Below are 13,247 nucleotides of genomic sequence, written 5' to 3'. Positions count from 1 at the left end.
CTTACTCCAAAACTGGTTACAGAATATCATGACCTGCCTTTAGACTGCTGTTTTGGACGCCCATAATCCACACGGACCGCATCGGCCGCTAACAGTGCTTCTAACTCCTCAATGAGGCTGGGTTCGGGTCTGACTTTCCACTGCTCCCCTAAGCGCAATGCTGCCTTGGCACTGCTCGCGATATATTCAACACACACAGGACAGCTGCCTGGCTGATACCGACTTAACAAATCCTTTATGTGAGGCAACAATCCGTTGCCGGCTTGCTTTTCATGAATGGCCAACACTAAACGCTGGGCAAATGCTAACCGGGCACTGGGCAGGTCATAAATCCGCTCTGCAGAGATGCGATATCCGTCGCTAAAGTCGTCATGGCTAATCTCGCCTTCCACCACCACGAGGGTATCTTTTTCGATCAAACTCTTATAACGCTCAAAAACATCGCCAAATAAGACCATCTCCAACCGTGCTGTCCGATCATCTAGGGTGACAATACCGAGCCGCCTGCCAGACTGTGTTACCCGTGTGCGGCTATCCACAATCAACCCGGCCAGAAAAACGCGTTTATCGGTATTGCCGGCGGCATCTTTCAGACGACAACTAATAAACCGGGCCAACTCCGTTTCATGTGCGCTAATCGGATGCCCTGATAGATAAAGCCCCAGCGTTTCTTTTTCGGCTTGTAGGCGTTCCATCTCTACCCATTCCGGTAATGCCGGCACCGTGTCTACCACCTCTTCTGCGCCGGTTTTAGCATCGCTTTGCCCTAACCCAAAAAGATCTTCCTGACCGATGGTGGCATTGCGCATTGCTTGCTCAGCACCCTGTAGAGCACTCGGCAATGCCGCCATCGCAGAGGCGCGATTAGGCGTAATGCCATCTAAGCTACCGGAGCGGATAAGCGCCTCTAACACTCGGCGATTGATCTTTTTCAGATCAATCCGCTGACAGAGTGAATGAAGATTCGCAAATGCCTCGCCCTGTTCACGCGCGGTAACGAGCGATTCGACAGCCGCTTGCCCAACGCCCTTGACCGCACCTAGCCCATACACGACGGATGTGGGATCAGAGGCTTGAAACATCCAATCTGAGCGGTTGATATCAGGCGGGGCTACCGAGAGCTTCATCGCTCGACATTCATCGATCAGCGTTACCACCTTATCGGTGTTGTCCATATCTGAGGATAAGACCGCAGCCATAAATGCCGCGGGGTAATGCGTTTTCAGCCAGGCAGTTTGATAGGACAAGAGCGCATAAGCGGCCGAATGGCTTTTATTAAAGCCATAGCCAGCAAACTTCTCCATTAAGTCAAATAGGCCTTCGGCATGCGCTGGGCGTAAGCCTTGTGCCACGGCCCCGTCACAAAAGATGCTTCTTTGCTTTGCCATCTCCTCCGGTTTTTTCTTGCCCATGGCCCGACGGAGAAGATCGGCTTCGCCTAAGCTGTACCCACCCACCGCTTGGGCAATCTGCATTACCTGTTCCTGATACAGGATGACACCGTAGGTGGGCTTAAGAATGGGTTTTAGCGCATCATGATGAAGTTCTGGCGTTGGGTACGCCACCGGCTTTCGACCATGTTTACGATCGATGAAATCATCCACCATCCCCGACTGCAACGGCCCCGGTCGGAATAAGGCAACTAGGGCGATAATGTCTTCAAAATGGTCGGGCCGAAGGCGGCGAATGAGGTCTTTCATTCCCCGTGATTCAAGCTGAAATATCGCTGTGGTTTGACAATCACGCAGCAAACTAAACGTGGCTGCATCATTCAGGGGAATTCGATTAATATCGATGGGCGGTTCGTTATTTTCCGCACGAATTTTGTTAACCGCTTTAACCGTCCAGTCGATAATGGTTAATGTGCGCAGGCCTAGAAAATCAAACTTCACCAAGCCAACGGCCTCAACATCATCCTTATCAAACTGGGTGGCAAGTCCCGCCCCACCCGGTTCACAGAATAAGGGAGCAAATTCGGTTAAATCGGACGGCGCAATCACCACGCCGCCGGCATGTTTGCCAACGTTCCTTGATAAGCCCTCTAGACGCTTTGCCAGATCAATGAGTAGTTTGACATCCTCATCCTCCGCACAGAGCTTACGAAGATCCTCTTCCTGCTCCAGCGCTTTATCGAGTGTCATGCCCAGCTCAAACGGGATCATTTTGGCAATGCGATCAACGTACCCATATCCATGCCCGAGCACTCGACCCACATCACGAACAACCGCCCTTGCGGCCATGGTCCCGTGGGTTGCGATTTGCGAGACTTTCTCTCGGCCATACCGCTCGGCCACGTAATCAATCACCTGATCGCGCTTTTCCATACAAAAATCGACATCGAAATCCGGCATCGAAACACGTTCTGGATTAAGGAATCGCTCAAAAAGCAGGTCGTAGCGAAGCGGATCCAAGTCGGTAATATCTAGCGCATAGGCCACCAGTGAGCCGGCACCAGAGCCACGCCCCGGCCCCACTGGAATATCTTTGGCCTTGGCCCAGCGAATAAAATCCGCGACAATCAAAAAGTAGCCCGGAAAGCCCATTTGATTGATCACATCTAACTCAAAATCTAACCGCGCCTGATACGCTTGGGTATCGGTAACCGCACCATCACGCTCAATACGCCGAGCCAGACCACATTCTGATTCCTCACGCAAAAATTGATCGATCGGCTTGCCGTCCGGCACCGGAAAATCGGGCAAGGCATTTTGATCGAGCGTCAGGGTTAAATTGCACCGCTGTGCGATCAGCAAAGTGTTCTCAATCGCTTCAGGTATATCTTCAAAGCACGCCTGCATTTCTTCGGCTGAGCGCAGGTATTGCGCCTCTGAATAAAGTCGCGGGCGATTCTCATCGTGCAAAATGCGCCCATCATGAATGCAGACACGTGCCTCATGAGCTTCATGATCGGCCGACTCAAGGAAACGCACGTTATTGGTGGCAACAACGGGGCAGTGGGTTTTTGCTGCTAAAGCCACCGCACCATGCACCTGTTCTTCATCTCCTGGTCGGCCTGTGCGCTGCAACTCAAGATAAAACCGATCACCATAGAGTTCTTGCCAATAGGCTAGACGCTGCTGTGCTGCCTCAGGATCTTCCGCAATCAGCGCTTCCCCCACATCACCCGCAGCGGCGCCGGAAAGAACAATTAACCCCTCATGCCATTGGTTAAGCCACTCTCGCGCTACCACGGGCAAGCCCGTTGCCTGCCCCTGCAAATAGCTAGCGGTAATTAACCGCGTGAGCGCCGCGTAGCCCGTCGCATCAGCGCAGAGAAAAGTCATTACATGGTGCGCAGATGGATCGGTTGGGTGCTCAACTCGAAGATCAGCGCCTATGATGGGCTTAATCCCGAGCTCTATCGCCGCACGGTAAAACTTGACCATCCCAAACAGGTTACCCTGATCGGTGATCGCTACCGCTGGCATTTTATCCTCAGCAACCGCCCGCACTAGGGGCTTTACACGCACCGTACCGTCGATGAGTGAAAACTCGGTGTGCAGATGAAGATGTACGAAACCTGAATTCATCCTGCTAATGCTAACCGGGATTGAGTCATCCGGATAGATTTTTACACTGGTGAGAAAGCCAAGATTACGCCATCATGCACACCATGGGAGCTGAGCACATTCACCCAACCGCCATAATTGATCCGCAAGCCGTTCTCGGAGCAAATTGCCATGTCGGCCCTTACGCTGTGATCGGCGCTGGCGTTGTACTTGGTAACAACTGCACGGTAGGCGCCCATGCCGTGTTAGAGGGGCCATTAGAGATGGGCCCAAATAATCGAATTGGTCCACATGCTTTGCTCGGCCAGCCGCCGCAAGATCTTACTTACGCAGGAGAACCCACCCAATTGGTGGTTGGCGAGGGTAACGATTTTCGTGAGTTCACCACTGCGCACCGAGCGAGCACCAAAGAAGATGGAATAACACGCGTAGGCAATCATGGCCTGTTTATGGCCTTTTCGCATATTGCCCATGATGACCAAATTGGCGATCACGTGATTATTGGCAATGGAACGCAGCTTGCCGGCCATGTGCACATTCATAACCAAGTTTTCATATCTGGGCTCTGCGCTATCCATCAATTTGTCCATATCGGCCGCCTTGCCATGGTGGCCGGTGGATCGATGGTTGATCGAGATGTTGCCCCTTTTACGATGGTTGCCGGCGATCGAGCGCAACTGCGAGGTTTGAATTCTCGTGGGCTTCAACGAGCCGGCATTCCCACGGAGCATCGCCGAGCGCTTCGGCAGGCCTATCAGCGCTTATTTCGCGATGGCGGTACATTAAACGCCGCGGTTGACGCGGTGGCCACCGACCCGAATCTACAAACAACCGAGATTAACGTGCTGCTGGATTTTATTCGGCACCGAGGCCGAGGAATAACAAGATGACCCCACTGCGCACCGCAGTTGTTGGCGCCGGCTACCTTGGCCGCTTTCATGCACAAAAATATGCTGCGCATGCTGATTGCGAGCTTATGGCGGTTGTTGATGTAAATTTAGATCGAGCTAAGGCGGTTGCTAAAGAACTCAATTGCCAGGCGTTCGATAACATTGATTCATTGCTTGGCCATGTAGACGCGGTAAGCGTTGCCACACCGACCCGCCTACACCATCCGCTTGGGCTTACGTTGCTGGAAGCCGGGCTGCATGTGCTCATCGAAAAGCCAATGACGGTTACTGAGGCCGAAGCGGAATCATTAATCGCTGCGGCCGCTCGGCATGACTGCATACTGCAGGTTGGGCACCTAGAGCGCTTTAACCCGGCCGTGGTTGCCGCGGCTGCCTTAATAGATCATCCGCTGTTTATCGAATCGCATCGCATTGCGCCTTTTAATCCGCGCGGCGCGGATGTCAGCGTTGTCTTAGATTTAATGATTCATGACATCGACCTTATTTTAGAGCTCGTCAATGCCGAGTTAGTGTCTATGGATGCCAGTGGCGCTGCGGTCATTTCAGAGGATATCGACATCGCGAATGCTCGCCTGCGATTTGCCAATGGCTGTGTGGCAAATGTAACCGCCAGCCGCGTGAGTCCACGTGCAGAGCGTCGGATGCGTGTGTTTCAGCGCAACGCCTATTTATCCCTTGATCTACAAAATGCCACCTTGGATATACAACGGCGCGACCCAGAGGCATCAGGGCCGCCTACCATGGCGCAAATTATGCATGAACGACTCGAGCCCGGCCGTAATGATGCCCTTGCGGATGAAATCGGCAGTTTTGTGACAACAATTCAAAATAAAGGGCAGCCCGTCGTCACCGGGCACGATGGAAAACGTGCGCTTGCCGCCGCCATCGAAATTAGTCGCCAATTAACGGAGAGCACTCAATGAGCAACAACACGGCGCCACCCATTCCTATGGTCGATCTTACGGCGCAATATCCACTCATCCGCGCAGAGATTGAACAAGGCCTGCACGCCGCATTGGATGAGGCAAAATTTATTCTTGGTCCTAATGTGCAAGCCTTTGAAAAGGCCGCAGCGGCGTATTTAGGCGTAGCCCATGCCATTGGTTGTGCCTCGGGCACTGATGCGCTTCATTTAGCGCTGCGCGCCGCAGGCATTGGGCCCGGCGATGAGGTCATCACCACACCATTTAGCTTTATCGCCACCGCTGAGGCCATTTGCTATGTTGGGGCTACGCCAAAATTTGTTGACATCGATCCGGCTACTTTCAACATAGATCCCAACTGCGTGGCAGAAGCCATTACCGCGCAGACGAAGGCAATTATGCCGGTGCATCTTTTCGGCCAACCCGCAAACCTCCCTGCCTTATCGCGCCTTGCTGATGAGCATGGGCTTATTTTAATTGAAGACTGCGCACAGTCCTTTGGCGCGTCCATTAACGAGCAGATGACCGGTAGCCTAGGTGCATTAGGGGCTTTTAGCTTTTTTCCAAGTAAAAATTTGGGAGGCTACGGCGATGGCGGCCTAGTTACGACTAATGATGACGCGCTCGCAACCGAGCTACGTGTATTGCGTAATCACGGGAGTCGGGAGCGTTACCATCATCAATGCATTGGCCTTAATAGCCGACTTGATGAGCTCCAAGCAGTGATTCTTCAGGCAAAGCTACCCCATATTGATGCGTTTAATGCGGGAAGACGCCGTGTGGCCCATCACTACACCGCTGCACTTTCAGGCCTGCCTGGTTTTACGCCGCCTGTTGAAGATGGGATTGGTACACATGTTTATCACCAGTACACCGTGCTCAGTGAAGGCCCCGAGCATCGAGAAGAAGTGATGCGTCGGCTAGAGACCGCTCAGATTGCGAGTGCGGTCTATTACCCTATCCCGCTGCATCAACAAGAAGCGTTTGCTCACACTCACCCGCCGGCATTACCGGTGGCAGAATCCGTTGCGCAACGTTGTTTTTCTTTGCCCATGTACCCTGAGCTTTCGCTTGAAAATGCTGATCGAGTTATTGCGGCGATAAAGCACTCAGCGCACGTCTAACCGGGCCAAAAGTGCGCCGATGCGCCTCTGTAGGGCCCAGTACGCTCAGCCGATCTAAATGCAGGGCAGTGGGATAACCGCCATGTCTGTCAAACCCATAGTCGGGGTACTGCGCGTGCAGAGCAGCGGCATGCTCATCACGTCTTACCTTCGCTAGGATAGAAGCGGCTGAAATAGCCGGCACTAGCGCATCACCTTTAATAAGCGCCTCGGCAGAACAATTTAATGCGGTAGGCACATCTCGCCCGTCGATATAAACATGGTGAGGAGGCGTTTTTAACCCGAAAATTGCGCGACGCATCGCCACTAAGGTGGCTTGCAAAATATTAAGCTCATCAATCTCTGCAACGCTCGCTTCACCAATCGCCCAAGCACAAGCATGCTCGCGAATCTGGTTGGCTAGCGCCACCCGTCGCTTAGGACTTAGCCGTTTTGAATCACGCAAAGCAGACCAATCAGCCGTGTTGGGCGCTAAAATAACCGCAGCGGCAACAACTGGGCCCGCCAAGGGCCCACGCCCCGCTTCATCAACGCCGGCAACGCCGGATTCAATAACGCCATGGCTACGCATCGATTAAATCAGCTATGGCAGCCGCAGCCGTTGCATCGGCGTTTTGTTGCAACCGCTCATGCAAAGCCGCAAAGCGTTGGTTCATGGCTACCCGCGCCGCGGGATCAGCTAACCAATGCAGCACTGCCTTTGCAATCGGCGCAGGTTCCGCCTTTTCTTGAATAAACTCTGGGATAAGACACTCACCCGCCATTAAATTTGGCATGGCAAAATAAGGCACCCGAATAAGACGCCGACCAATGGCTGCACTCAAAGGGTTAATTTTGTAGGCCATTACACTGGGGCACTGACATAAAAGCGCCTCAAGCGTTGCGGTGCCAGACGCAACCAAGCCCGCGTCGGCTGCAATTAGCGCCTCTCGGGCTTGACCATCCAGCAAGGTGACTCGGTCTTTGTGTTCGAACTCAGCTAATTGTTGGGTTAACTGCTCGCGGATTTTTGGTGTGGCGCACGGAATCACGACCTGCAATTCTGGCAAGGTAGCCCAAATAATGGCTAAAGCCTGAAAAAACACCGGTCCGAGTCGATTAACTTCACCCGTGCGACTCCCAGGTAATACCGCAAGAAGTAACCCATCCGCCGGCAGCCCCACTGCTTGCCTTGTTGCCGCCGGATTTTGCTCAATCGGCACCTCGTCAGCTAATGGGTGACCAACAAAACAGGAGGGCATGCCGCGTTTTGCAAAGTATTCATGCTCAAAGGGATAGATGCAGAGCACTCGATCGACCGCAGCCCGTAATGTTTTTATGCGCCCTTCTCGCCAAGCCCAAACTGTCGGGCTGACATACTGCGTGGTTTTCACCCCGCTCTTACGAAGCTGACGCGCCAGTGGAAGATTAAAATCCGGGGCATCAATACCAATAAAAATATCCGGCGGGCTGTTTTGCCAATGTTGGCTCAAATGCCGCCTAATTTTTAACAATCTGGGGAGGTGGCGGATAACCTCAAAAAGCCCCATCACCGATAACGCATCAAGCGGAAAGAAACTTGTCAGCCCGGCCCTCTGCATTTCAGGGCCGCCAATCCCTTCGAACTGGGCGTGCGGATAGCGCTGAGACAATTGACGAATGAGCCCGCCACCGAGAAAGTCACCCGAAGGTTCGCCGGCCACCAGTGCAATCCTCATGCGCTGCCCCTAGCGAACGATGCCGCGCTCTGATGCCTTTATAAAGCGAACGAATGCTTCTACAGCGGGATCGCCGCCATCATCGTTCGAGACCGCATCCAGTGCATCTTGCAGACGCAGGCCTCTTTTATAAAGTGTTCGATAGGCCTTGCGTATTGATTGTTGTGCTGCTGTGGAGTATCCACGCCGTTTCAGGCCTTCGATGTTAATACCGTGCGGCAATGCCGGATCTCCGGCGATCGTGACAAACGGGGGCACATCTTGGCGAACACAACTCCCCATTGCGCTAAAACTTCCGGTACCAAGACGGCAGAATTGGTGCACAAGGGTAAATCCGCCCAGTGTTGCCCAATCTCCAACCTCTACATGCCCTGCCAGCGATGAACCATTAGCAAACACCACCTCGTTACCGACCTGACAGTCATGTGCAATATGCACATAGGCCATAATCCAATTTTTGTTTCCAATTCGAGTTGCCCCACCACCATCAGCAGTCCCGCGATTAATGGTGACGAACTCTCTAATCGTATTGTCATCTCCAATTTCAAGCGAGCTGGATTCTCCAGCAAACTTTTTATCTTGAGGGATCTCTCCGATCGATGCGAACTGAAAGATGCGATTACGCGCGCCCAATCGCATCGGCCCTCTAAGCACAACATGAGGGCCGATGTCACACCCCGACCCTATTTCAACATCCGCATCAATAACCGCATAAGGGCCAATACGAACGCCCGAGGCGATCTTTGCGCTAGGGTCAATAATTGCAGTGGGATGAATGTCGCTCACATTTCCCTCATCGTACAGCGGATATCGGCGCTTGCGACAACACGCCCGTCTAACTCAATTGTTGCCTCGAATAACCAAATACCCCGAACCACTCGGTGCAGTGAAGAAACAAAATGCGGAGAGTCCCCCGGCCCCAGCGGGCGCTTAAAGCGCGCTTTATCAACTCCCACTAAGTAAAAAAGTGGTGCGCTTGGGGGTAATTCGGCCTGTGGTTCCGCTTCGCGCGTCACAAAAGCGAGCAAACCACAACTTTGCGCCATCGCCTCTATTAACAAAACCCCAGGCATAATGGGCCGCTCTGGAAAATGTCCGTTCACCCATGGCTCATTGGCTGTGATGTTTTTAAGCGCTCTGAGCCATTCATTGGGCTCGTAGTCTAAAACGCGGTCTAGCAACAAAAACGGATAGCGATGCGGCAGTCGACGTTTAATGCCATCAATGTCTATTTGTCGATCAGTCATCATCATTATCCTTTTTCATATTTTGCTCTAACTGCTCTACCCGTCGGGCCAAGCCATCCAATTGCTTGACCCGAACAGCAGTCTTCCGCCAATCACGCCAGGGCATCGAAGGCATACCCGAGGAGTAAATGCCCGGCTCGGGCACATTACCAATCACCATCGACTTACCCGTAAACGTGCAATGATCCGCAATCTCTAGATGCCCGGCAAACCCAACTTGACCCGCGATCGTACAGCATCTGCCAATTTTGGTGCTTCCAGAGATCCCCGTTCCTGAGGCAATGACGGTATGCGCCCCAATACGAACATTGTGGGCTATCTGCACCAAATTATCGATCTTCACGCCTTCCTCGATCCAGGTATCTTCTTGAGATCCCCGATCAACCGTCGAATTAGCCCCAATCTCAACCTCATCTTCAAGAATAACCCGCCCGAGTTGCGGCACACCCACCCAGCGCTCATTATCTTGGGCAAATCCAAACCCGTCACCGCCCACCACCACGCCGGGGTGCAGCACAACCCGATTGCCGAGGGTGCACCCCTCCTGAATCGTCACATTGGCATGTAAGACACATTGCGAGCCGATGGAGACATCATCACCAATGACCGTTCCGGCACTGATAATGGATTGCTCGCCAATAACCGTTCCAGCGCCTATATAAACAAAGGGGCCTATCTCTGCAGACGGCGCCACCGATGCACTGGCGTCAATGACCGCAGACGGGTGAATACCTGACTTGGCTTGGCGAGCTGGGTTAAGCGCTCGGGCCACCTGTGCAAACGTTAAATACGGATTACCTGAAATTAATCGGGCGCCAGCAAAATGCTCAGCGGCAGCCGCATTAAGAATAACTGCCCCCGCTTGAGTGTCGGCCAGTGACTTTTTATAACGCGAGTTCGCTAAAAAACTAATCGAGCTTGGCCCGGCAGCCTGCAAAGAAGACACTTGGGTAATCACTAAATCAGCCGGGCCGCGTCGCTCGCAACCCGTTAACTCGGCTAACTCACTGAGCGTTATTTTCCTGCTCATACTGACGCCTTAGTCGCTCAATGATTCGATCGGTGATGTTAATAGAGTTGCTTGCAAAAACGACCCCGTCGCTGACAACTAGATCAAACCCCTCCTGCTCTGCAAACTCTTCCACCACTCGTAGTATTTGTCTTTGTAGGGCGCCCAACGCCTCATTCCGGCGTAGGTTAAAATCATCGCGAAAGGCTTCCTGCGTGCGTTGAATTTCGCGTCGCTTTACAACAATATCGCGCTGCACTTCCTGCTGCCGCGCTTCATCCCAAACCATGCGACTCTCAGCTAAGGCATCTTCCATTTGGCGCAGATCTTCCTGCATTTCGGTGATCGCAAGATCACGCGGTGCAAACTCCGTCTCAAGCCGGGCACGTGCCGCATCGGCCTGAGGAGCTTCTTCAGCCACTCGGCCTGGATTAACGTAACCAATGCGCAGCTCAGCTGCAGACAAATGCATCGGGGCACTGATCAAAACAAACAGTAAAACCGTGAAAAAACGAGTGTTCATTAAATTAGCTTTCTAGAAAAATGCACCAATTGAAAACTGAAAGAATTCCGTTTCATCACCGTCTTCTTCGTTTAATGGGGTCGCTACACTCATCGTTAGCGGCCCAACCGGGGAGTAGTAAATTAGCCCAACACCAGCACCAAACCTAAGGTCAGACACACTCACATCCTCGAGCGTGTTGTCATCCCCTTCGCGCGTCCAAACTTGCCCGCCATCCACAAACAGTTTTAAGCGCAAATTATCGCTTTCTGCATCTTCAGCGGTAATGGGCAATCGTAGCTCAGAGCGAATGAGCGCACGAAGATTACCGCCCGTGGGGTCATTATTTTCATCACGCGGGCCCAATGAATTTCGCTCAAAACCACGAACGGTACTGATGCCACCGGCATAAAAGTTCTCATAAAACGGCAATTTGTCTTCTGACGAGTAGCCATCGCCATAAGACACGGTACCGCTTAGCATGAGCGCCGTGCGCTCCGTGAATCCGAAAAATCGAGATTGCCGATAATTTAGCCGGTAATACTCAAGATCGGTACCCGGCACAGACGCTTGTAAAGACATCCGTTGCTGCGCACCGCGCGTGGCAAAGATCGCGCGGTTACGTGTATCGCGAGTCCAACTTAAGTTAGCGCGCACTACCTGATTGTCATTGCCATTGCGCTCCACAAAGTCTCGCTGAATTTCGGTGGCGTCATTTCTTAGGCTCAAATCCGTTGCATCAAACTCCAAATCGGCCCCAACGCGATCATTATCGCTAACGGGAATCCGATACCCATAAGACAGCAACAAGCTCTCTAATCCATAGTCTGCCAGCTCGGCTTCGTCGGCATCGGTATCTCTGAACGACACGGCCCAGCGCCGATCAATGCCACTGGTTGTATGATTTCGCTCAAGGTAAGACACCCGATAAATGGTGTCCGAATCGTTACTATTCGCAACAAACTCAAGCCGATCTCCGGTGCCAAGCACGTTATCTTGCTGAAGCCCTAAATTAAGAATGACGCCTTGTTCGCTACCAAACCCAACACCGGCGCGAAAACTGCCCGAGAGACGCTCAGTGGTTTCTACTTCAACATCTACCTGCTCGGTGGTGCCCGGGACGCGCGGCGTGTCGATGCGAACATCACCGAAAAAACCCAACCTCAAAAGACGATCGCGGGAGTCCCGTAGGGCTTTTGTCGACAGCCAAGTGCCCTCGAGCTGGCGCATTTCCGAGCGGATCACGTCATCGCGAGTGGTTTCATTACCAACAATTTGCAGTCGTCTGACATAAACCCGATCCGCCGGATCGACAAAGAACGTAATATCAACCGCTTGCTCATCTTCGCGGAGCTCCGGTACGGGGTTAATGCGGGCAAAGGCATAGCCTTCTGTCCCTAATTTGTCACGAAGCGCTTCGATGGTGGCCGTAATTCCGCGTTGGTTAAACGTATCACCCGGCTGAATTGTGAATAACTCGCGTAACTCATCGGCCTCAAAGATCAGATCACCCGCCAAATCAAGCTCCCCGATTTGGTAGAGAAGCCCTTCATTAACGTTTACCGTAACGTGAATGCGTTGACGATCAGGGCTAATCGAGACTTGGGTAGATTCAATTTGAAAATCAGCATAACCGCGATCACGGTAATAGGCCCTAAGGCTCTCTAAGTCAGCCGCAAGGCGTTCGCGGGAATATTTATCGCGATTGGACAGAAAGGCCCACCATGCCTTTGGACCCATCGAAAACTGCCCGCGCAGGGTATCTGCATCAAAAGCCTGATTGCCCACGATATGGATTTCCTGAACAGAAGCAGGGCTGCCCTCGGTAATCTCAATTCTCAGCTCCACCCGATTACGCGGTAGCGGCGAGACCGTGCTACTTACCGCAATATCGTAATAGCCTAAAGAAAAGTATTGCTGTTCAAGTTCTCGCTCAATCGTGGCTAATAAAGACCGATCAAAACTCTGCCCTTGACTCAAACCAGCCGAGGCAAGCCCGCTAGTGAGCTGATCCGTGTCTAGCGCTTTGTTGCCAATAAACTCTATCTCGGCAATGGCAGGACGCTCCCGCACGGCAACCACAAGTGTGCTGCCATCTTGGCGCAATTCGACATCTTCAAAGAACCCCGTCGAAAAGAGCGCCTCCAAGGCATCAGCACTGGCTGCACGATCGAGCTCATCACCAGAAGAGACCGGCAAGTAGTTCAGTACCGTTCCCTCAGAAATACGGCTTAAGCCTTCGATGCGGATTTCTTCGACGGTAAATCCACTTGCAGAACCCGCGGCAAAAATAAGAATCAAGCCAAGCAGGATTTTACGCATGTT

General features: G+C 52.6%; 11 protein-coding genes. 3 read left to right on the top strand and 8 right to left on the bottom strand.

The window, feature by feature from the left end:
- Positions 1–26: 26 nt before the first annotated feature.
- Positions 27–3,530 (bottom strand): DNA polymerase III subunit alpha, encoded by a 3,504-nt coding sequence (dnaE, locus tag GH984_RS00645; protein ID WP_153718295.1) that lies wholly within the window; start codon positions 3,528–3,530, stop codon positions 27–29.
- Between the two features lie 74 nt (positions 3,531–3,604).
- Here dnaE and lpxA (GH984_RS00640) point away from each other — a divergent pair, with 74 nt between their 5' ends.
- Genes lpxA (GH984_RS00640) through GH984_RS00630 form a run of 3 tightly spaced genes read left to right on the top strand, consistent with a single transcriptional unit; the run spans position 3,605 to position 6,467 of the window.
- Positions 3,605–4,399 carry an acyl-ACP--UDP-N-acetylglucosamine O-acyltransferase gene (lpxA, locus tag GH984_RS00640; RefSeq protein WP_216643601.1) on the top strand — a complete coding sequence of 265 codons (795 nt, stop codon included), beginning with the start codon at positions 3,605–3,607 and terminating at the stop codon, positions 4,397–4,399.
- Entirely contained in the window at positions 4,396–5,343 is a 948-nt protein-coding gene (locus GH984_RS00635) for a Gfo/Idh/MocA family oxidoreductase (protein ID WP_153718293.1), read from the top strand. Before lpxA (GH984_RS00640) ends, GH984_RS00635 begins: the two co-directional genes overlap by 4 nt.
- A complete protein-coding gene (locus tag GH984_RS00630; RefSeq protein WP_153718292.1) occupies positions 5,340–6,467 on the top strand; it encodes a DegT/DnrJ/EryC1/StrS family aminotransferase in 1,128 nt (375 codons plus the stop codon). The genes GH984_RS00635 and GH984_RS00630 overlap by 4 nt, the downstream gene beginning before the upstream one ends.
- On the opposite strand, the gene rnhB is transcribed toward GH984_RS00630, so the two are convergent.
- From rnhB to bamA, 7 genes are read right to left on the bottom strand one after another with little or no spacing between them, the layout of a single operon-like run.
- A complete protein-coding gene (gene rnhB / locus GH984_RS00625) occupies positions 6,433–7,038 on the bottom strand; it encodes a ribonuclease HII (protein WP_153718291.1) in 606 nt (201 codons plus the stop codon). The two genes, GH984_RS00630 and rnhB, sit on opposite strands and share 35 nt — an antisense overlap.
- Positions 7,031–8,164: a lipid-A-disaccharide synthase gene (lpxB, locus tag GH984_RS00620; protein ID WP_153718290.1), complete on the bottom strand. Its 1,134-nt coding sequence runs from the start codon at positions 8,162–8,164 to the stop codon at positions 7,031–7,033. The genes rnhB and lpxB overlap by 8 nt, the downstream gene beginning before the upstream one ends.
- A gap of 9 nt (positions 8,165–8,173) precedes the next feature.
- Entirely contained in the window at positions 8,174–8,950 is a 777-nt protein-coding gene (gene lpxA / locus GH984_RS00615; RefSeq protein WP_369691873.1) for an acyl-ACP--UDP-N-acetylglucosamine O-acyltransferase, read from the bottom strand.
- Entirely contained in the window at positions 8,947–9,411 is a 465-nt protein-coding gene (gene fabZ / locus GH984_RS00610; RefSeq protein ID WP_253939072.1) for a 3-hydroxyacyl-ACP dehydratase FabZ, read from the bottom strand. The genes lpxA (GH984_RS00615) and fabZ overlap by 4 nt, the downstream gene beginning before the upstream one ends.
- Positions 9,404–10,441 carry a UDP-3-O-(3-hydroxymyristoyl)glucosamine N-acyltransferase gene (gene lpxD / locus GH984_RS00605; protein ID WP_153718287.1) on the bottom strand — a complete coding sequence of 346 codons (1,038 nt, stop codon included), beginning with the start codon at positions 10,439–10,441 and terminating at the stop codon, positions 9,404–9,406. The genes fabZ and lpxD overlap by 8 nt, the downstream gene beginning before the upstream one ends.
- On the bottom strand, positions 10,416–10,943 hold the full coding sequence (locus tag GH984_RS00600; RefSeq protein ID WP_153718286.1) for an OmpH/Skp family outer membrane protein: 528 nt from the start codon (positions 10,941–10,943) through the stop codon (positions 10,416–10,418). The genes lpxD and GH984_RS00600 overlap by 26 nt, the downstream gene beginning before the upstream one ends.
- A 12-nt stretch (positions 10,944–10,955) precedes the next feature.
- Positions 10,956–13,244 (bottom strand): outer membrane protein assembly factor BamA, encoded by a 2,289-nt coding sequence (bamA, locus tag GH984_RS00595; protein ID WP_153718285.1) that lies wholly within the window; start codon positions 13,242–13,244, stop codon positions 10,956–10,958.
- Between the last annotated feature and the right edge of the window lie 3 nt (positions 13,245–13,247).

The sequence above is a fragment of the Spiribacter salilacus genome (assembly GCF_009649225.1).
GTDB classification, from domain to species: Bacteria; Pseudomonadota; Gammaproteobacteria; order Nitrococcales; family Nitrococcaceae; genus Spiribacter; species Spiribacter salilacus.
The sequence above is the reverse complement of the archived record's forward strand: the minus strand, read 5'-3'. Positions and strand labels throughout refer to the sequence as shown.

Bases quoted from the DNA above. Each gene is read 5' to 3' on its own strand.
- GH984_RS00630 (WP_153718292.1), top strand. From the start codon at position 5,340: ATGAGCAACAACACGGCGCCACCCATTCCTATGGTCGATCTTACGGCG.
- lpxB (WP_153718290.1), bottom strand. From the start codon at position 8,164: ATGAGGATTGCACTGGTGGCCGGCGAACCTTCGGGTGACTTTCTCGGT.
- lpxD (WP_153718287.1), bottom strand. From the start codon at position 10,441: ATGAGCAGGAAAATAACGCTCAGTGAGTTAGCCGAGTTAACGGGTTGC.
- GH984_RS00635 (WP_153718293.1), top strand. From the start codon at position 4,396: ATGACCCCACTGCGCACCGCAGTTGTTGGCGCCGGCTACCTTGGCCGC.
- GH984_RS00600 (WP_153718286.1), bottom strand. From the start codon at position 10,943: ATGAACACTCGTTTTTTCACGGTTTTACTGTTTGTTTTGATCAGTGCC.
- fabZ (WP_253939072.1), bottom strand. From the start codon at position 9,411: ATGACTGATCGACAAATAGACATTGATGGCATTAAACGTCGACTGCCG.
- dnaE (WP_153718295.1), bottom strand. From the start codon at position 3,530: ATGAATTCAGGTTTCGTACATCTTCATCTGCACACCGAGTTTTCACTC.
- bamA (WP_153718285.1), bottom strand. From the start codon at position 13,244: ATGCGTAAAATCCTGCTTGGCTTGATTCTTATTTTTGCCGCGGGTTCT.
- lpxA (WP_216643601.1), top strand. From the start codon at position 3,605: ATGCACACCATGGGAGCTGAGCACATTCACCCAACCGCCATAATTGAT.
- rnhB (WP_153718291.1), bottom strand. From the start codon at position 7,038: ATGCGTAGCCATGGCGTTATTGAATCCGGCGTTGCCGGCGTTGATGAA.